Annotated in this window: 11 protein-coding genes; 2 read left to right on the top strand and 9 right to left on the bottom strand. The window is 66.7% G+C overall.

The genetic code is table 11. The features are described from left to right. Positions 1-8: 8 nt before the first annotated feature. The 9 genes from P2424_RS12230 to P2424_RS12270 all read right to left on the bottom strand — a co-directional run bounded on the left by P2424_RS12230 (position 9) and on the right by P2424_RS12270 (position 18,585). Positions 9-2,309: a hypothetical protein gene (locus P2424_RS12230; protein WP_276475782.1), complete on the bottom strand. Its 2,301-nt coding sequence runs from the start codon at positions 2,307-2,309 to the stop codon at positions 9-11. 30 nt (positions 2,310-2,339) lie between these two features. After that, positions 2,340-2,843, bottom strand: a complete 504-nt coding sequence (locus P2424_RS12235) for a hypothetical protein (protein WP_276475783.1) — start codon at positions 2,841-2,843, stop codon at positions 2,340-2,342. A gap of 256 nt (positions 2,844-3,099) precedes the next feature. After that, positions 3,100-5,220 carry a DEAD/DEAH box helicase gene (locus P2424_RS12240; RefSeq protein WP_276478943.1) on the bottom strand — a complete coding sequence of 707 codons (2,121 nt, stop codon included), beginning with the start codon at positions 5,218-5,220 and terminating at the stop codon, positions 3,100-3,102. Positions 5,221-5,231: 11 nt separating this feature from the next. After that, entirely contained in the window at positions 5,232-6,554 is a 1,323-nt protein-coding gene (gene brxD / locus P2424_RS12245; RefSeq protein ID WP_276475784.1) for a BREX system ATP-binding protein BrxD, read from the bottom strand. Continuing rightward, complete coding sequence (pglZ, locus tag P2424_RS12250) at positions 6,551-9,532, bottom strand: BREX-2 system phosphatase PglZ (protein WP_276475785.1); 2,982 nt, start codon at positions 9,530-9,532, stop codon at positions 6,551-6,553. Before pglZ ends, brxD begins: the two co-directional genes overlap by 4 nt. Next, complete coding sequence (locus P2424_RS12255; protein ID WP_276475786.1) at positions 9,529-13,452, bottom strand: phage resistance protein; 3,924 nt, start codon at positions 13,450-13,452, stop codon at positions 9,529-9,531. Before P2424_RS12255 ends, pglZ begins: the two co-directional genes overlap by 4 nt. 211 nt (positions 13,453-13,663) lie before the next feature. Beyond that, positions 13,664-17,416 carry a BREX-2 system adenine-specific DNA-methyltransferase PglX gene (gene pglX, locus P2424_RS12260; RefSeq protein WP_276475787.1) on the bottom strand — a complete coding sequence of 1,251 codons (3,753 nt, stop codon included), beginning with the start codon at positions 17,414-17,416 and terminating at the stop codon, positions 13,664-13,666. 126 nt (positions 17,417-17,542) lie between these two features. Further along, entirely contained in the window at positions 17,543-17,758 is a 216-nt protein-coding gene (locus P2424_RS12265; protein WP_276475788.1) for a DUF397 domain-containing protein, read from the bottom strand. Next, complete coding sequence (locus P2424_RS12270) at positions 17,755-18,585, bottom strand: helix-turn-helix transcriptional regulator (RefSeq protein ID WP_276475789.1); 831 nt, start codon at positions 18,583-18,585, stop codon at positions 17,755-17,757. Before P2424_RS12270 ends, P2424_RS12265 begins: the two co-directional genes overlap by 4 nt. Positions 18,586-18,709: 124 nt before the next feature. Here P2424_RS12270 and P2424_RS12275 point away from each other — a divergent pair, with 124 nt between their 5' ends. Beyond that, the gene (locus P2424_RS12275; protein ID WP_276475790.1) at positions 18,710-19,021 is read left to right on the top strand and encodes a hypothetical protein; all 312 of its coding nucleotides are present in this window, start codon (positions 18,710-18,712) and stop codon (positions 19,019-19,021) included. 25 nt (positions 19,022-19,046) lie between these two features. After that, positions 19,047-19,301: a hypothetical protein gene (locus P2424_RS12280; protein ID WP_276478944.1), complete on the top strand. Its 255-nt coding sequence runs from the start codon at positions 19,047-19,049 to the stop codon at positions 19,299-19,301. Positions 19,302-19,372 lie beyond the last annotated feature (71 nt).

Raw genomic sequence — 19,372 nt, forward strand, 5'->3', positions numbered from 1 at the left:
CCTCCCTTCTAGCGGTTAGAGAATCCATCCTCTACATCTTTGTGGACCCTACTGGCCGTCCAAGCGAGTGAGCCTCCTGTCACTCCCGCATGCCTTCCAGCGGTCTTTGTGATCTCTTTCATAACATCCGCTTCACGCTTCTTCTCGCCGGCGAGAAAATCCCTACGACTCTCCGCCACCTCTTCTGCGATCTTTTCGGGGTCTTTTCGGTAGTGATCGAAGACCTGCTCCTGGACAACACCTGCCACCTGCCCTGCCACCTCACTTCCATAGGTCAGGTGGCCGAGCCCCATATCCACGATCGAACCGACCAATTCCTGTTTCTTGTCAAGAGATTCGTTGTAGCGCTCCGCAGTCCCCACTCTGTCCGCAGCCTTCTCGATCCCGTCAGCGCGTCCCTCAGCCGCCTGAGCCGCCACCGCGGCTCCGGGCTCTGCCCCGATGGAAGCAGCATCCCCCAAGTCGTGCCCCTTCGGAGGATCGTGCAGCGCATTTCGCAGCGCTTCTGCCGAGACAGCATGAGAGGCATGGTTGATAGACGCATAACCGTCGGGATCCTGCGAGGCTGTGCGGAGGAAACGGCCAAGCTCATCGCCGTCGAAATCCAGGTCGGCCGCCGCACCTTGCGGAGGGATGATCCCGCTTGGCGTATCCGTGACACCTCGCTGCACGTCACGCATATAGTCGGCAGCCATCGCCCCCATATGCGATTGAAGTGCCTCGAGGTCTCCGCCATGCTCGACCAGGGAAGCGTTCTTCTTATTGCCCAGTCGCTCCACAGCTCGGCTGAAAAGTTCGGCTTGCGGTTCACTGTGCTTCTCCGGCGGACCCTCGTCGCCCGCGGGGCGGCCCGTCGTGGCCGCTTCGAGGGCGCCGCCGAGGGCGTCCTTGCCGAAGGTGGCCTCGTCGTCGTCGCCGTCGTGGGGCCAGTGGCGGGGTTCCTGCGGGTCCTGGCCGGCCTTGTCGCCGAAGAAGTAGTCGAAGTTGTCCAGTCTCTTCGGATGACCGTCCTCGTCGCCGGTGTAGGCGTTGAAGAACTCGGTGGCCGCTCCCGGGGTGTGGCTCAGGCCGGTCATCAGGCCCGCCATGGGGTCGAATCCGGTGCCGCCCTCGGGGTCGAGGTTCAGGACGGCGTCACGGCGGGCGTTGTGGGGGTTGGGCCAGCCTCTGGGGCCGAACTCGTTCTTGCGCTCGGTCTCGACCATGTCGCTGCCGACCGAGGTGAGGAAGTCCTTGCCGTAGTCGCCGTGCCGGAGCATGTTGCCCAGGACCTGGTAGCCGAGGACCTTCTGCTGGGGCATGGAATTCTTGCCCCATTCGTTGCTCTGCGGATCGTGGAGGAGGATGGGCTCCTTGCCGGCTTTCTTCAGCTCCGTCACCCATGCGCTGTCCAGGTGCGGGCCGTCGCCGCCTTTACGGGTGGCCAGGGCGAGGCCGCCGTCCATCGAGTTCTGGATGGTGCGGGAGAGTGCGCGGCGGGTGTCGCCGCCGTCCGTGGAGGCGTCGATGCCCAACTGGCCGTGCAGTTGGAGGGCCTTCTTGGGTCCCAGTTCACGGTAGAAGCCGGTGGCGAACTCCGCGTCCTTGGCGTTGTACTTGGTCAGGTCGCGCAGCCGCTGCAGGTCGGAGGTGCTCAGTTCCTTGCCGTGCGCGGCCAGCTCCAGTTCCTTCTCACCGAGCCGGGCCGCCTCCTTCGCCTGTGCGTCGTCCAGGGAGGTGTATGTGGCGTGGCCGGCGTCGTGCTTGTCCTTGCCGTGGCTCTTGCCGATGTACCGCGCGGCTGAGGTGTCGATTTCGCGCGCCTTGCCGATGAGGAAGTTGAGCCGCGACTCGATGGCGTCGCGGGCTTCGCGCTCCTTCGTGGTGCGCTTCTCGTCGGTGCCGCCCACGTAGTAGCCGCTGGCGGTGACGGCGTCGTCCGTTCCGTACCGGAAGCGGCAGCTGACCGTGCCGTCGCCGTTGTCCGCGATGTGCACATCCAGTTTGTGCGCCTTTTCCCGCTCGCCTTCCACATCTTTCTGGATGTCCGCCAGTTCGCGGTGCGCGTCGTCCATGAGGTTCCAGATGCTCGCGGCTTCGCGCCGCAGGTCCTCGACCTCTTCCGCGATCTTCCGCACGAAGGGGCGTACCGCGTCCGCGTTCAGCCCCGCCCATCGGGCGTTCCGCGCCTTGGCGTTCATGTCGTTCTCGGCCTCGGTGGCGCGTGTCTTCAGTTCGCGCTGGATCTGCTTCCAGTCCGCGACCGCCGTTCCGAAGCTGGAGAAGTTCACCGCGACCAGGTCGCTGTAGGTGAGCTGAGACTCCTTCATCCCCCGCCCTCTCGTCTCGGCCCGGTCGGCTCAGTGCAGCAGTCGGGAGATCTGCGAGGGCGGCAGTTCCTTTCCGTCCTTGCCGAGAATCTGCGCGCCGATCTTCCGGTCCTCCTCGCCCTGGTACTCCTTGGAGAAGTCCAGGTGGTTGGAGATGTGGGCGCACCCTTGCAGCACTGTGTTCACCTGGGATGTCCAGAACTTCGCCGTGCGGCCCAGTTCCGCCCCCAGCAGGAACGAGTGGGCCTTGAGTTGCGAAGCGGCGCGTTCGGTCGCGCCGGCGCCTTTGCCGTCCGCACCACCGGAGAGGTCGGCTGACGTACGGAGCTTGCGCCAAAGTGTGTAGGCGGCATGCCCCACACGTCCGAGGTCGTCCCGTTCGAGGAGCAGCCATCCGGATCCGTCCATCCGACTACCGCCCCCTGGGCCGGTGTCCGGTGAAGTGGCCTGGTTGAGCTGCATCGCGGTCGAGTCCGTGCTGTCCGCACCGCTCTTGAGGGCGCTCCACTCCTGCTCGAAGGACATCCCGTCCATGACTCCGTCCGGTTCCAGGGCAAACAGGTACTACTGCGTGTCGTTCTACCGTTACGCAGCAGGATGTGCGGCGAGGGTAGTGGAACCTTCACTCCATGGGGAGAGGAGTCGGGTACTCCGGGTGACGACCGTCGCGGCATCCATCGGGGCTCGCGGCTCCGTGTGTGCTCCCGGTCCCCCTGGAATCAATCGGGCTTGGAACACAGGGAGCGAAGACCAGTGCAAACACGCGAACACTCAGCGACGCGACGATGTCTCACCAGAGGCCGTACGAGTGACGCGTAGGCTCTGCCAAGGTGGAAGCGGCCCCGCCAAGATCAGCGAGGCGGACGGAAAGCGTGGCCTGCGCCAGTCTCTCCGGCAGGGCGACTCCGAACTTGAGGCCCCGCACGGCACGTCCGTCCACCGCTGGGAGACTGAGACCGCTGAGGGCGTCGCTCTTGGCCGCTTCCCACTCCTCCCTGGTGATGTCTTCGCGGAGCCGGACGTATGCGTCTGTAGGTCGCTGCAACGGGTCAGCCACTTGGCCCAATGACGCCGCAAGCGTCGCGTTTGCCCGTTGACCTGCCCAGGTCCACCATCGGACGTTGGTGTCACGACCACCGCGTCGGATGACGCTACCTGTCGGATCAACGTGATCAACATGCCTCTGACGGGCCTGATGGAGCGCATCAACAGCTCGCCGTGTCAATGGGATCGGCAGATCAGCCCCATTCAAGACGTCTCGCGCCGCCCGCGTGAGTTCGAACGAAAGCCCCCGGCAAAACCCTCCACCTGACCAGCGTGCCTTGCCACCCCCGTCAACGGGTTCGACGAAGCAGCGGCGTCGGGCCCAGTCGATGTGGGTGACCTGCCAGCTTCTCCCCGCAAGGAGTAGCCGCCGTGGTCCGGCCACCCGTTCGGTGAGAAGGGCTGGATCGGTCGTACCGATCTCCTTGCGCCCGAAGAGCACAGTGAATTCCGGCGCGGCCGTGAAGACGGCGGTCAGATCCATGAAATGCCGATATCCGAATCGCTGTTCTGCTTCAGGGCCGATGAACAGCATCCCGCCGTCCCGTTCCAGGTATCCCTGTTCGACGAGATGGCGCACGATCGGCTTGGCTGGGCGGCCGAAGGGGCCGACCCCACTCCACCAGCGCTGCCAGAGGTGCTCCCCCACTTGCTGTTCTTGGAGGCACAGAGCCAGAACTTGTTGCGCAACGATGTGGCGTGGCTCCGGCGGTGGTACGACTGGTTCGACCCACCCGCGCGACCACTGCAGCAGCAGCGCGCAAGCGGCGAGGAAGCCCTCGTCGTCCAGGGTGAGGAAGAGACTGTTGCGTCGTGTACCGGCGCGTCTGCCGGTTCTGCCGAGTCTCTGCAAGAAGGCGGCCACAGTAGCCGGCGCGTCGATCTGAATGACCCGGTCGAGATCGCCCACGTCGATCCCGAGTTCGAGTGTGCTCGTCGCGATGATGACGCAGTCGCGTGACTGAGCGAACGCGGTTTCGGCACGCCTGCGTTCATCGGTCGAGAGCGAGGCATGCGAGAGGTACGCGGTCACGCCCTTGGCCCGGAGCAATTCGCCGAGCTGCTCGACCTGTCGCCGTGACTCGCAGAAGACCAGACGCTTCTCACCATTGTGCAGAGCCCCGATGACTGTGGCGGCGTTGTCGAGCGATCCCACGTAGTCGAGCTGGATATCCGGAGCAGGCGCCGGGGACGAGTCCGGTTGCGTGAGATGGGGGGCAACGACCTCCGCGGGCCGGACACCGGTGCCCGATCCCTGGAGCCATTGCAAAAGGTCCTGTGGGTTTCCGACCGTTGCCGACAGGCCGACGCGTTGCAGCGGGCGGCCGATGGCGCACTGCAGGCGTTCGAGCACCGCCAGCAGGTGCCACCCCCTGTCGTCGCCCGCGAAAGCGTGTACCTCGTCGACAACGACCGCCTGCAGACCGCCGAAAAAGCCGCGATGGTCCACGTGGGTGCTGACGAGCATCGCTTCCAGCGATTCGGGAGTGGTCAGCAGGATGTCCGGACGCTCCCGGAGGATTCTACGGCGCGTGGTGTGGGATACGTCGCCGTGCCAGAGCGCGACGGAACGGCCGAGCCACCCCGCATACGTCTCCAGCCGCGGCAGGAGATTGTTGAGGAGCGCCTTGAGCGGACAGACGTAGAGCAGCGATGTACCGCGCCACTCCTTGCTTGCCATCGTGGACAGCAAGGGAAACGCCGCCGCTTCGGTCTTCCCTCCCGCCGTCGGCGCGAGAAGCAACGCGTCGCTTCCCTCGGTGAGTGGGGTGACAGCGGCCTGTTGGAAGTCTCGCAGCCGCCGCCAGCCGAGGGTGTTGACGATGTGATGCAGAACCACGGGGTGCAGCCGGTCGATGGCGTGCACGTCGGCGTCACTCACAGTTCAAGAGCGATGTCGTCGGCGTCCCGCGAGGCGGCGGTCACAGCGTTGCGCTCCACCTCCGTCATCTCGCCCGATGCGAGGGTGAGGTCATAATGCGTGCGGGGATCGAAGTCGGCGAACTGGTCGACCCGGTCGAGGACATCTGCCACGAGCTTCTTGAGGTAGAGCCGCGGCGCGATACCCACCTTGCCGCCCAGACTGCCCGCAAGAGCAGCGGCGAGATCCCGCACGTAGGTGTCATCCACGACGGCACGGATCCGGTCCTCCGCAGGGCTGTCGGCGGCGTAGACGTTCCGTACTCTGCTGCCGAGTTCTGTGAGACTTTCCAGCGAGAAGCCCGGAAGACGGAGTTGCACTGCCCTTGGGTTGTCGAACCGGGCGTCGGTGGTGAAGTCGGTCGCCAGGCGCTGCGTCAGAGGCGCGAGACGTTGGACGCCCTGCGGCCCTTCGAAGAAGGCCGGGGTACCGGTGATGAGGAGGTACAGGCCGGGGAAGCGCCCGGAGTGGACTTCGTCGATCAGTTGTCGCAGGGCGTTGAGTGCCTTGTCCCGCGCGTCCGAGCGCATCCGTTGGAGTGTCTCGACCTCGTCGAGAACCAGCAGCAGGCCGGGGTGGCCGGAGTCCCGGAGGACCGTCAGCAGCCCCTGCAGGAACCCCAGGGCTCCGAAGTGGTCCAGATTTCCGCGGACGCCGGCCCCGCGCCGCGTTGTCGCGGCGACGTGCGGCTGCCCGCCCAGCCAGGCGAGGATGCCTTCCGCTGTCGAATCGTCGTTCCCCTCCCTGGCCGCGCGGTAGCCACGCAGCGCGGTCGCGAACATGGGGGCGGTTCGAGAGACGTCAGCCAGTCGGTCGGCAAGCAGCGCGTCTGTTGCTTGCGCCAGCTCCGACTCCTCAGAACCGGCGGCCAGGGCGTCTTCCTCCAGGGCGTAGAACCATGCATCGATCAGTGACCTGAAGGCACTCGGTGGGAAGCTGGCGGTGGCAAGCCGCTCGGTCAGTCGGCGGTAGACCGTTTCCAACCGGTGCAGCGGGGTCTCGTTCTCGGAGATCTGTACCTCGGCCACGGCGAAGTCCCGCTGCTTGGCGCGTTCGGCGAGCCAGCGGGTGAAGAAGGTCTTGCCGGAGCCGTATTCGCCACGCACCGCTTTGAAGACCGCGGCTCCTGCCATACAGGTTTCGAGTTCGGCGTCGAGAGCCGTCTCGAAGCGGCCGAGTCCGACGGCGAGGTGACCGAGGCCGGTCTCGGGCACGGCGCCGCGGCGTAGTGCGTCGATCAGGCGGCGGCGTCGGTCGGGGCTGAGGGCATGCGGTTTCACGACCGGGTTCCTCCCGCCTTGTCCAATCCGAACTGCCGCCTCAGCAGCGGCAGGTCGAGACGCAGGGACCGGCCGTTGTCGGTCAAGGTGAGTACCTCGGCCTGGTCGTAGTTGAGGGCACGCTGAAGTGTGGCAGCGAAGCCGGAGGCACGGGAGGTGCGCTTTCCGGCCTGTTCGGCGACGGTGGTGACCGGGAGAATGCCGTGTGCCTCGACGAGGGCGCGGAGGGCGGCCGCGATGGTGTCGAACGTCTCCTTGCGCGGCAGGGAATCGATCTGGGCCTGCATGATGGGTGAGGCGCGCAGTTCCCCGACAAGCGCCTGTGCCGGCGAGTTGTCCGGGGAAGGCGGCGTCGGTTCGGGTGTCGGTGGCTGTTCGCCGGTTCCGTCGACCACTACATCATCGAGGGACACGAGCGCGCCTTGACCATGCTCCTCCTTCCGGGGCGCGCGCCGCGCCTCCGGTCGCCTCGATGGGAGCGAGGCCGGGGCTTCGCCACCAACAGCGCCACGACGTCCGCTGCGCGGCTGGGGCGCGGGCGAGCTGCCGGGAACGCTCGCCTCCTGCAGCGACCACCAATCAGGTTGCTGAGGCCCGAGTTCCCGCCAGCCTTTGGGAAGAGTCGCACCGTACGGGGCGAACGCCAGCACCGGAATGGCAACTTCCGCCAGCGAGGCTCCGCCGTGATAGCCGGCCTGCCGGTTTCCGTAGCGGGCCGTGGTGTCCCACAGGGCGGTCACCCTGTTGCCTGCCGCGACCACACGCCGGCCCGACAGGACGATTTCGCCTTCGCCGGCCGGCTTGGTTCCGGAGCGATGCCGCGCGGAGAGCGCGTCGGGCATCTCGGTCTTGTGCGTGTCGTGGTCGAGCACATGGCCATGGTCGGACGTGAGGACCAGCGCCCTGCCTCCGGCACGGGCAAGCGAGAGGAGTTCTTCCATGCCGAGTAGTTCATCGAGCCACCAGTGCGACATGGCACGGTCCTCGCCGAGCCGGTCGTCGATGGTGTTGATCACGACTCCGACGTGCGCGTCCGGGTCTGCCAGTGCCTCCGTCAGCTCACTGCCGAGTGCGTGCCCGTCCTCGCCGCGCAGATCGGCCTTATGAAAGAGCTGGACGGTGGCGCCGCCCCAGAAGCGGTGTGAGGTGAAGCGCCGGCGTTCTTCCTGCTGATCGATCTCCGTCAGTTCACCGGCGAAGAGCGAGCCCCGCGAAACCTTGGTGAGAGTGGGCAGCGCCGCGAGCATGCCACGCCGGTGTTCCGGCTCATCAGTGTCGGTGACCGGGTCGTACTCCGCCCAGGAGCGGGCTCGCAGCTGCTCCGCCAGCCCCGCGGCGACGGCAGCACTGGCTCCGTCGAGAAGGAGGAAAAGGAGCGGCGGCCCCGCGGGCCGGGAGGGACGAGAGCGCTTGATCACCGGAGCCAGGACCCGACGGGCGAAGTCCTCGACGGCGAGCGCGTCGCGCGGCGTTCCTCCTGCTCGTGTCTCCTCGGCCAGGACCTGAGCGAACTGTTCGTCGATGGTGTGCCGGCGCCTGCGGACGGCGGCACTCACCGAGGCCAGCGCCGCGGGCAGCTCCGGGTGGGCGTGGTCGCCGTCGCTGACCCAGCCGAGGGCGAGATCGACCCAGGCGGAGTCACGGATGTGCCGCTGGATGGCCTCGGCCGTCGTGGTGGGCTCGTCCGGCAACGGTCGGGTGAGCCAGGTGACCAGCCGTTGCGCCATCCGCAGCCGGATGAGCGAGTCACGATGGCTGGCGAGGCGGAAGAACTCGTGGCGTTCCAGCCGCTCCGTGGCCTCCGCCAGGTCCGTCAGCCGATCACTGTTCGAGGTGGATTTGGCGTCCCGGGGGACACACCGGGTCAGCGCACGCGCTACGGCGCGGTAGCGCACGTTCTGGCCCGCTTCCAGCAGATCGCTGGCCGCTGCGGCCTCCTCGGCTCCGACTTCCCTGGTCAGCATGTCGGCCCGAGCCATCAGGGCGCGCGGATCAGGGCCGTCGGTTGCCGAGACGTCTTCGGCTGTGCGTACCGAGCGGGCTGTCATGAGGGTGCGCATGAACGCCTCGGCCTCAGCGCCGAAAGCGGCGAGGGAGTCGTCGTCGATCCGCTGGCTGCCGAACTTCAATTCCGCGCGCCCGCGTGCCCGGTCCGCACCCGCGGGGGCGGCGGGACTCCACAGCGCGGCGCAGAGCAGTCCCACGGGAACCGCATCGGTGCCGTTCCCTGCCGCGAAGAGCGCGAAGAGAGCGGTGAGCGCCTGGTGTCCGCGCATGCCCACACGGTCGGGGTCGGCCAACCACGTGGTTACGCCCTGGCTTTCCTGGTCGTGGAGTGCGGTCAGGCGCGCCCCGGCGCCGGGTGTCAGCGACCAGGCCAGCAGCGCGTGCACATCGAGGTTGTCGGGGTCCAGGCGATGGTGGGCGACCGACAGCCGGGCCGCCGCCAGCCGGGAGAGTGCGGTGTCCCGGGAGAGCACGGTGCCGGTGATCTTCGGCCAGTCCTCCTGCCCCGCGGCGTCGATCAGCGCCTCGGCAGCCCAGCTCTCCGCCGTCAGCCGCGGGTCGAGGTCGCGGGCGCCGAAGAGGCGGCGGACAACGGCCCACGGCTCTATGGGGTGGACGCAGTTACGGTAGACGCGGGCCAGCACGCCGGGACCGAGAACAGCTTCTTCGACATCAGTGAGGACGGCCAGTACCTCGGTGTCGGCAACATCGCTGTCCTGCCAGGCATCCAGTGCGTCCAGGACAGCCAGCGGTGAGACTGCGGTCACCACACGAGCCGTCCTGCCCCGGCTGAGTACGAGGTACTCGGGGCCGTTCCAGTGCGGCTCGGCTCTCACCAGCACGATCCGGGGCTCGCCCGCTGCGAAGGAGCGGGCGTCCAGGACCTGTCGCACCGCCGCCGGGTGAGCGGCACGGGGGCTGGCCTGCCCGGCGCCGAGAGCGGCGGGGGCCGGGGCGGTACTGCTGTTCACGGCTGTTCAACCACCTGCCACACGACGCGGATACGGGTCCGGGGGGCGACATCTGCCGTCTGGCTCAGCTCCGCGCCCAGCCGTCCAGCCGCATCGACGGAGTCGACCTCGAACTGACCGGCAGGCACCGGGGCGGCGCCGGAGGGGGCATCCTGTGTCTGCGCTGCCGGTGCCGGCGGAAAGCGGTTGGGTGCGGGGACGACAGCGGTACGGGAGTCCTCGGCGGACGTGCCGGAGTGGGCGGTGCCCGTTGAGGTGGGGGTCGGAGCCGGGGCTGCCGCGTTGGCCTTCCGGACGATTCTGGTGAGTTCCCTGGTCGCTTTCGCAAGCGCGGGCTTCAACTGGGCGGTGAGTTCCTCGGCGCGGGCGACACCGTGCAGGGAGTCGAGTTCCACGCGGATCTCGGTGGCGTACGGTTCCCGGGCCTCCTGGGCGAACGTGTACACCGTGTCCCACGGGGTGCCGGTCAATGCTTCGACCACATCCTTGGCGCTGGCCAGCGAGGTGCCGATGCGCTGCTGCCCGGCCCGGTCGCCGACGTCCGCGCCGACCAGGACGTTGATCACCGCAAGTGGGTTGTGCGGGTCCGCCTCGGTCAGGTCCTTGGCGAGGGCGGCCGCTCGCCGCGCGGTCGCCAGGCGTCCCTCGTCGGAGTCGGGATCGAGACCGAGGTCCGAGGCGTGCTGTTCCAGGGCGTCGACGAGCGGCCCGGCGTGCCGGTACAGCACTCCCGCCTGCTGCCTGACGCGGTCGCTGAACTCGGCGATGATGCGGGCGCGGCGCATCTGTGAGATCGGGGCGACCGCGCACAGGTCACCGGCGCGTGCGAGGGCTTCGTGCCAGGTCTCCTCATCGGGGCGTTCCGGAGCCCGCAACTGGTAGGCCGGCTTGAGACCCGCCGGATCGATGGCGCCGACCGGCCCACCGTGATGGGTCCACACCCGGTCGGTGCGCTCAGCGTAGGCACACAGCACCAGGTTGGCCAGCATCGGGTCGAGACCGTGGGGAACGGGCTCGTCGATCCAGTCGAGCAGGTCGCGTACGGGGATGGGCTTGTCCTCGTACCGGGTGCCCGCCTTCTGGCCGAAGTGCTCCTCCCAGTGCCGACCCACCTGGAACCGGGCCTCGTGCATGGTCCCCAGCTTCAATCCCGCCTCTCCCGCCAACCGGGTCATCAGGGGGCGGTCCTTCGGCTTGACCTCGATGGTGTCGACGCCTTCGTCCGAGGCGGCGCGCAGGTATCCGAAGACGGTCCTGACGTCGGCGGAGCGCACCGAGAAGCCCTCGCGCTGCGGATCGAGGTCGGGGTGGGCGGGGTACTGGTGGGCGAGCACGCAGGAGGCGATGTGCCGGGCCGCGTCGTAGAGGGGTGCGTTGTACTCCAGCGTGATGGGCGTCATGTCGGGGACGGTCAGCACATGGTCTTCGCCTGCCCCCACCTTCTCCGGGTTCTTGGGGGCGACTCCGTACGCCTGCCGCAGTGCCTCGCGCACGGTGCTGGTCAGCGAGCGGTGGTGGTTGCGCAGGGCGTCTTTGGCCCGTTCCCGGTCGTTGGGGCTCAGGTGCCCGGCGTACGACTCGAAGCGCTGGCCGTTGAGGATGAAGTCGACGATGACGAGCCGCTGGAACTTGTCGTACATGTCCCGGGTGAAGTGCGCGGGCACCCAGGCGACGGTGCGGATCTCGTCGTGGTCGGGCTTGTTCTTGCACCGCATGATGCGATCCCGGCTCTCCGCGTCGCCGTAGACGTCGTCGAACGGCACGTCGACGATCAGGCGCCAGATGCCGGGCTGGCGGGGCGTTACCTGGTCGTCGGTGAGGGTGTTGGGGTCGGCGAGGTTCCCGAAATGGACTTCGAGGGAGCGCCGGGAGCCGCGCCACACCAGGTTGAGCTGATCATCCAACTGCCCCTCGGTGACGCCGAGTTCCTCCCACAGCAGGCGTTTGACCAGAGCGCGGCGGTTGTTCGGGTTGTTGTTGGTCTGGGCGCGGGTGATGACGGACTCGTAGTCGACGCCGATCAGCTCGAGCGTGACTCCCGCGTCGGGGCCCTCGGTGTACTTGATCTCCGGGAAGGCGTTGGCCCACTCCTTGACCTTCTTGGCGACTTCCTTCGCCTCGAATCCCCGCACCCGGGAAGTGATCACACCGTGGTTGAGCGCCGTGAGTCGCTTGACGGTGAGATTCTGGAACGCCGGCACCGACGGCACCAGGGCCGACAGCAACAGTGTGCCGATCAGCCTGTTGTCCGTGATGCAGGCTTCCACCCGCTCCCGCAGCTCGGACTCCATGGCCTCGGCGTCACGCCGGTAGGCCTCCAGATCGTTGTCCCGGATGTCGTGCTGACTCAGCAGATACGGCAGGATCTGGTTCTTGTACAGATCCTGCGCGGTCCGGAACTGTTCGCGGAGCGTCTGGGTGAAGGGGTCACTGCCGCCCCGGTAGAGCACCTCATACAGGTCACCGAGCGGCACGAGCTGCCCCAGCGGCAGGGTGTCCCGCTGGTCGTAGAGCATCTGCCCCATGAGCTTGAGCCCGGTGCGGGAGCGGGAGAGGGCTTCGGCGACCCGGACCAGGGTGTCCATGAAGGCCGGCGAGAAGGGGAAGGCGCGGCGGAACGCGGCCTCGTCGGCCGCGGTGATGTCGGTGCTGGAGCCCAGCAGTTCGTCCCAGACATCGGGCTTGACCCGCTTGATGTTGGCGAACGCCGTATCGACCCGCGCCTGCGCGTCGGGGACGTCCGTACGGGCCTTCAGCAGGCGCTCGTGGGCGATGGCGGGAAGGTCGCTGTCCGGCAGCCGGATCGTACGGAACCGGTCGTCGGCGAGCGAGAGGGTGTCCTGGATCGACACCTCGGCGGAGCCCATGACCGCTTCGTCGCCCACCAGGTCGCGCAGGTCCCGCTGGCGGGCGATGAAGGAGATGACCGGGATGGCACGGCGGGCGTCGCTGCCCTCCACGAAATTCGTGATCTTCGCGGCCTGCTCGGAGACGAACTGCTGGTCCCTGATGTGGTTGGCCAGCCACAGGATCAGCTCGTCGAGGAAGAGGACCAGCGCGTCGTATCCCAGCGACTTGGCGTGCGCGGCGATGATGCCGAGGCCGCGGTCGAGGGAGACGAACGCCTGCCGGTCCTCTGCCGTGTCCTGGAAGAGCCCCTTGAACCAGGTGCCGAGCGCGTCGGAGATCAGCTTCGCCCGCATCCCGCCGGGGGTGACCGGCTCACGGTGCCATTGCGGATCCTCCTCGTTGAGCACCTCCGGATCGGTCTGCTCGGCCGCCAGCGCCGCGTCCAGCTTCTGAGTCGTCCAGAACGACGCGTCCCCCCACTTGTCCTGGACGTCCCCTCCGGGGAGCCCGTCGATGAACGCCTCGTCCCCCATTCGCTGCCGGTGGTCGCGGATGCTCTCCAGGAGCGCGTCCGCACGGTAGACCTGCGGGATCGGGGCCTCGGGGTGCTGCCGGCGCACATGCTCGACGTACCCGCCGAGCACCTTCTGCTCCAGGGACTTGCCGTCGAGCATGTGGAAAGGCAGCAGCAAGCACCGTGTCTCCCGCACCCAGCCGTGCTCCCGCATGGCCCCGGCGAAGCCCTCCAGTCCGCGCACCCGCAGAGCGGCCTGCTCCTGGATACCGAGCAGTGCCGCCAACACCGCCATGAAATGGGACTTACCGGACCCGAAGGAGCCGTGCAGAAAGGCCGCCTTCGAGCTGCCGCTGCTCAGCGCGGACTCGATCACGGCCAGCGCCTCGCCGAACCGGTCCACCAGCTTGTCCGTCAGGACGTACGCCTCGAGCGCCTTGTCCAGCTCGGCACCGCTGCCCAGCGCCTCCGTGAGCTTCAGGACGTAACTCTCGTGAGTCATCGTCCTGGGGATGTTGATGACCTCACGCAGCAGGGGCTGGGAGGGCTGAGCCATCACGTACTCCTCGTCTGTCCCGTATCCGGTGGTCCCATGTGCCTGCGCGGGCACCCGCCCGGACCCACGGCATGCGCACCCCGCGCGCCCACCCGTCGTCCGGTTCGGGCGAACGGGCACCAATACCCCCGTGTCACCCGAACACCCCAGCGTAACGCGTGGAGGGCAAGGGGTTGCTGAAAGTTCCCCGACTCCCGGCGCAGGGCCGTAGCTACTGACCGGCGCCGCCGGTCTCGACGTGAGCAACGTCGGCCTCGGCAGTCCGGGCGGCCTCCGGCTCCGCCGCCACGCCGGTGGGCGCCTCGGCGGCCTCCCTTACCTGTTTCGCCCGCTTCGCCCGCTTTGGAGCGACCCGCTTCGCCGCCTTCCGCACCGGCTTCGCGGGGCGCCAGGCACGCAGCTCGTCCGTGGTGACCGCGAACGCGTGCTCCTGCTGCCACTCCGCCAGCGCCTCCTCGTACACACCCTCCTCGCCCGGGTGCCACTTCTTCACCCAGGGCAGCAGCTCCAGCAGCCCGGCCAGGTACGGGATGAAGTCCTCCCGCTCCCAGTTCCCGGAGTACTCGCGGGCCGCGATGGTCTCGGTCAGGGCGACAGCCTGCTCCTCATGATTCCAGCCGCCCCACCCCAGCACCTCGATCGCGGGGCTCAGAGTGCGGCTGTAGGAGATGAAACGCTCCTTCGGTACGTCCAGGCCACCCCGCTGCGCCCCGTAGGAGTCCCTGCGGAAATCCTTCGTCGTGTACTTCGGCGGAACGGGAGTCTCCTTGCGGATGCGCAGAGCCTCCTCGTGGTCACCCGCCGCCGTTGCGGCGTCCTCGGCCCGCTGCTTCCCCCACACCTTCTCCCACACATACCGCTTCTTCTCCAGCGCCGCCTCCTGATAGCGCAGCGCGGCGAGGAAAGGCACATGCTGGTCCTCGACCAGCTCCGGAACGACATCCGAGAGCTCCTTGCCCGGCGCGTAGAGAGCCGCGACGCCCGTGAACTCGGAGTCCGCACCCAGCTCGTCGACCAACTCCGGAATCGAGCGGGTACGCGGGCGCTCGACGCCGTCCGACGCCGTCTCGAACCACAGCTCCCGCCGCTCCATCCGCGACAGCAGCCACTCGCGGAGCGCCGCCTGCTGCTGGCTGCCCCACCCGTCGGTGAGCCACCGCCGCTTGTACTCGGGCCGCTCGATGAGCCCGATCACCGCCGAGTTCCCCATCGCCTTGAGCCGGCGCCGCACCACTTCCTTGTACAGCTCCGGCCAGCCCTCGGGGATGTCGATGATCCTGGTGGAGTTGTGCCGCCGGAACCACTCCGTCTTGGCCTCGCCCGACTCCACCTTGCGGCCCAAGTCGATCTCGAACGCCCGCTCCCCGAGCGCCAGCCCCTCGGGCGGGAGGGCGTCCACGGGCGCGGTGAGGTCCTCATGGAGCCCGTAGATCCCGTAGACCTCCCAGTCCAGCTCCTCCTGCACCGCGATCATCCGCGCACGGATCTGGTGCCATTCCGCTTTCGCTGAGGCGAGGGCTTCCGCCGTCGGCGGCTTCTCGGTATCACCCGCGACGGCCGCCAGGCTCACTTTTTGGAGCTGCTGCGCGAGGGAGTCGAGCTCCGTCGCGCGGGCGAGGGGGTAGGTGGCGGGGAGGGGGAATTCTTGGACGTTGGTGGCGTTGAATTGGTACCGAACCGTCCATTTCTCGGATTCCAGCCCCCGCTTGACACCGTTGCTGGGCTTGTCCTGGCACATCTGCTTGAGCCAGAAACAGGCGGTGGAGGAGTTGAGGAGACCAAGGAGTTGGAGGTGGTCTTCTTCGGTCGCCCCTTCGGGAAGCTTGATGACGGGGGCGGTGCGATTGAATACATTTCCGCCTCGATCCAGAATGAAATGATTATGGGTGGCAACCTCCGCAAAGGCGATCGTGAGTGGCGTACTCAGCTTCGACTTATAGAGTTCTTGCCATTCATACCAGGAAAGCCCCCGATTCGCCATCAAAGTACCGAATCTCTTTCGATTCCTGATGACACTCTTTCCCACACTCAAGAGTTTCTCGGCGCCGGGATCGTCGGAAATAGAAGCGACCTCGAACTCGTCACTATAAGTCCAGACGGCATCGAACACCGAAGCAGCACAGTGATCACGGACCGAATCACCAACAATCACCTGCTGGAGGCGACCAATACCTAGCCTTCGCCCAGCTCCATTTTTTGGCAGGAGATAAAGATCATCTTCACCCGTGACCGCAGTGATCCCAACCTTACCCCTGACACCTTTTTTCAACGAGATCTTGGCATTCCTTCTTATCTCGCTGATCGTCTCCAGACCGCCGTCCGCTAGAACCCATGGATGCTGCCCAAAACAATCTTCCCGATTCAAGTTGTCCACAGAAATCCACGTACCCGCGGACTTTCCTGCTCCGTCGATACACTCCACGATCTCCCGCCATACGTAACCATTGGCGGGATCATCAGGAATCTTCGGTTCACCCTGCACGCTCCGCACTGCCCGCACCGTCTTGGCGCCAAGCTTGGCTGACCTATTGCGCCCCACTACGATGACGGTGGGAGTACCGTGCCCCGGGATATACGCCCCAGAGGAGTCAATGACCTCGACCAAGTCAACGGAGCTCTTCAGATATCCCGCCACCAACTTCTCGCCGAACTCGCGCTTCATGAACGAGTTCGAAGTGATCTGACCAACGTAGCCCGACTGAACCCTGCCGTCTCCGGTCTCGTCACGCACCGCCAGTTCGAAAAATCGCTGCATGAAGGGAACAGACAGCACATATTTGCCGTGACAGACATTCCTGTACAAACGCCGATAGGTGTCTCGGAGACCCGCGTCTGCCACTCCGATGTACGGAGGGTTTCCCACGACTACGTGGTAGCGGCCAGGCTTGAGGATGTCCAGATGGTCGGCCACGTCTTCGGTGCCGAACCAGAACTCGTAGCCGGCCTCAGCGTCGCCTCCCTCCTCGAAGAGCCGCCCCTGCTGAGACTTCAACAGGGCATCCCCAGTGGCCACATGAAGCGGCCATGTGAAGTTGCCGGCCTTCTCCAGGTTCGAGATGCCCGCCGCTTTCAACGCTGCGATGATCAGTCGAAAACGGGCAATAGCCACCGCGTACGGGTTGATGTCCACACCATGCACGGCATTCAGCGCACCGGCAACCCGCTTGTGCACATCGTCGCTGGGCGCCTTCCTCTCCCACTCCGCCAAGATGCGGTGAAACGCACCCAGCAAGAAGTGGCCGGACCCGCACGTAGGATCGATCATCTTGACAACGTCGTACCCAATGTGACCCAGTGCCTTCTTCAGCGTACGGTCGAGAATGAACTCTTCGACGAATTCGGGCGTCTGGAGCAGCGCGTACTTGTCCTTGGCTTCCTCCGACAAATCCTGGTAGAGATCTCCAAGGAAACGCGTGTCCCACTCCTGGTCGCGAAAGTCATGGACGACATGAGTGCCGCCGTCCTCGCCTTCCTCATGCAAGCGCCAGAAGTCGATCAGCCGCTTCGCGCCCTCGTGTGAGAGGGGGATCTGCCACAGAGGGTTATGGCGGTCGAAGAGCATCCGGCCCGCTGGAGACTCGCCGATCTTCTCGAAGGCGGCGAGCAACCAGTCACGGTGCGTCCGCGCGGCGTCCTCGGCCATGAACTGGTCATGGCTCTCCTGCGCGTGAGTCTGGCGCATCGCGTCGGGACCCGTCAGGTACGGGGCCCGCAGCAGGAAGTTGTCCTCGCAGAACCGGACGAACACCGTGCCCAGCACCCAGGCCACAGCAGACTGAGTGACGCGCTCTCCGAGCCACTGCGGGGCAGCTGCCGAGGTCCTGCCCACCCTGAAGGCGGTTTCGTACTCAGTGAGCAAACGCTCTTTGGCCTCCGGCAGCCTCTCAAGCTGCTCCTTGAGGTCCTGCTCGACCTCGGCCACCCGCTTCTGCAAGTCCCTGAGCAGCCGCTCACGATTGATCACTGAGCCCACCAACAGTTGAGTTGTTCGGTCACTATGCGCGCCCCCGCACGCGAGCATCCATTGGAACATGAGACAGCCCCGTCTCTCTGCGGAGTGACGGGGCTGATACGCCGGGTAGGGGCCCGGTCAGACGCTGGTGCTCGCGTCTGTCTTCACCGCGCTCACGAACGCCGACCAGCCATCAAGCGGGAAGATCACCGCAGGACCATCAGGACGCTTACTGTCGCGCACCGGCATCACTCCGGGGTAGCCCTCAGCGATCTCGACGCAGTTGCCTCCCTCGGCGTTCGTGTACGACGACTTGCGCCATACAGCGCTGCTCAGATCGATTGCGGCACTCATGAATTCGCCCAGTCCTCCGCCACCGACTCGATCAAGGTGAGGGACGCCTCCGGCGGCAACGCGGCGGCCCTGGCCAGATCGTATGTCGCCTGGTAGCGCTCCACCACCGCTGGTTCTTCGACAAGCTGTCCGCTGTGCGGCCCCTCGGAGTAGACGAGCGGCGGAGCGTCCGCAAACGTCATGAATGAGAAGACGCCCAACATCAACATATGGGGACCCGCCGAGTATGGATGCACTTGCACCACAGCTCGTGGTGATCGGCCGACCTCCACCAGCCAGGAGAGTTGGTTCCGCATCACGTCTGGTCCGCCCACCGGCACACGCAAGGCCGCTTCGTGGACGATCTCCCACAACATAGGACCTGTTGAGTTTTTGAGGATCTCCTGGCGGTCCATCCTTACGCGGACGTTCTGCTCGATCTCATCCATAGATGCGTACGGCGACACTGTCTTCATCAACGCCCTCGCATACGCCTCCGTCTGCAACAGCCCCGGCACCAGCATCGGGGCGTACTCGCTGATCGTCTTGGCCCGCTGCTCCAGCTCCGCCGCGTCGGCGAAGTAGTCCGCGTGCTTCGACTTGCGGGCCAGCCGACACAGGCGCTGGAAGTACGTCCCGGTCCCGAACGCCTTGTCCAGCAGCTCGGACAGGTCCGGTTGGGGGCGGCGCGTGGCGGCCTCAAGCTGGCCGATGTAGGTGCCGGAGCAGAAGACCCGTTTGCCCAGGCTGTCCTGGGACCAGCCGCGTTCTTCTCGTTCTCGGCGCACCTCGGCGCCGTAGAACGCTTTCGGTGAGGTGTAGGGGTCCAGTTCCCGCTGTTCTGTCATGCCGCTCTCCTCGCGGTACCCGCCCCGCGCCCATGCCGGTGACCGATGATCAACGGTTGCCCGCAAACACGATGCTGCCAGGCAACCCCTACAGAGCGTAGCTCGTTCCCGCCACGCTGTGAGCATGAACCACAACATCCAACAACGCCCTTCCCCGGGCCCGTTCCCCGAGGACGAGCATCCGCTGGCTGCTGCGCTCGCGGTCTCGGACGAGCTGGCCGAGGCGTTCAGCCTGCACGGGATCGTGCTGCCCTCGCTCGGCCCGGATCTGGCCTCGTGCACGGCGACCGTCACGCCCACGGCTCCGCCCCGCCAGCTCATCGAGCTCGGCCGGGTGAACATGACGACAGCGCAGCAGATCATCGACGCCCTGCGTCGGTCCGCCCGCACCGAGCCGCCCCACGCGCACCCCGCACCACCCCGTGACAGCGACTGATCCTCCGGAGCCGGCCACTCCCGGAGTGCTCGCCTCCGGGACGAGGGTCCCCGGGACGCTCGTCGTCGACGGAGGCTCCGGCCGGTTCGGTGTCGTCATAGGAGCTGTGGGGCCGTACACGCAGCTTCGGCCCTACGGCGGCGGCCGGGAGTGGGACGCAGACCCGGCTCGCCTCCGGGTCGCGACGCCGAGGGAGCGGCTGCATGTCGCCGTGGCCGCCGCCAACGCCTGGAGTCGGAACGTACCGAGGGCCCCGGGCTGGCCCGGCTGGCCGAGGTAGGTGCCGGAACCGACGGTTGCCCGCCCCCGGACGGGGAGTTGTTCCTGATCCCGACAGGCCCCCGGGAGGAC

It is taken from the genome of Streptomyces sp. WMMB303, assembly GCF_029351045.1.
GTDB lineage: Bacteria > Actinomycetota > Actinomycetes > Streptomycetales > Streptomycetaceae > Streptomyces.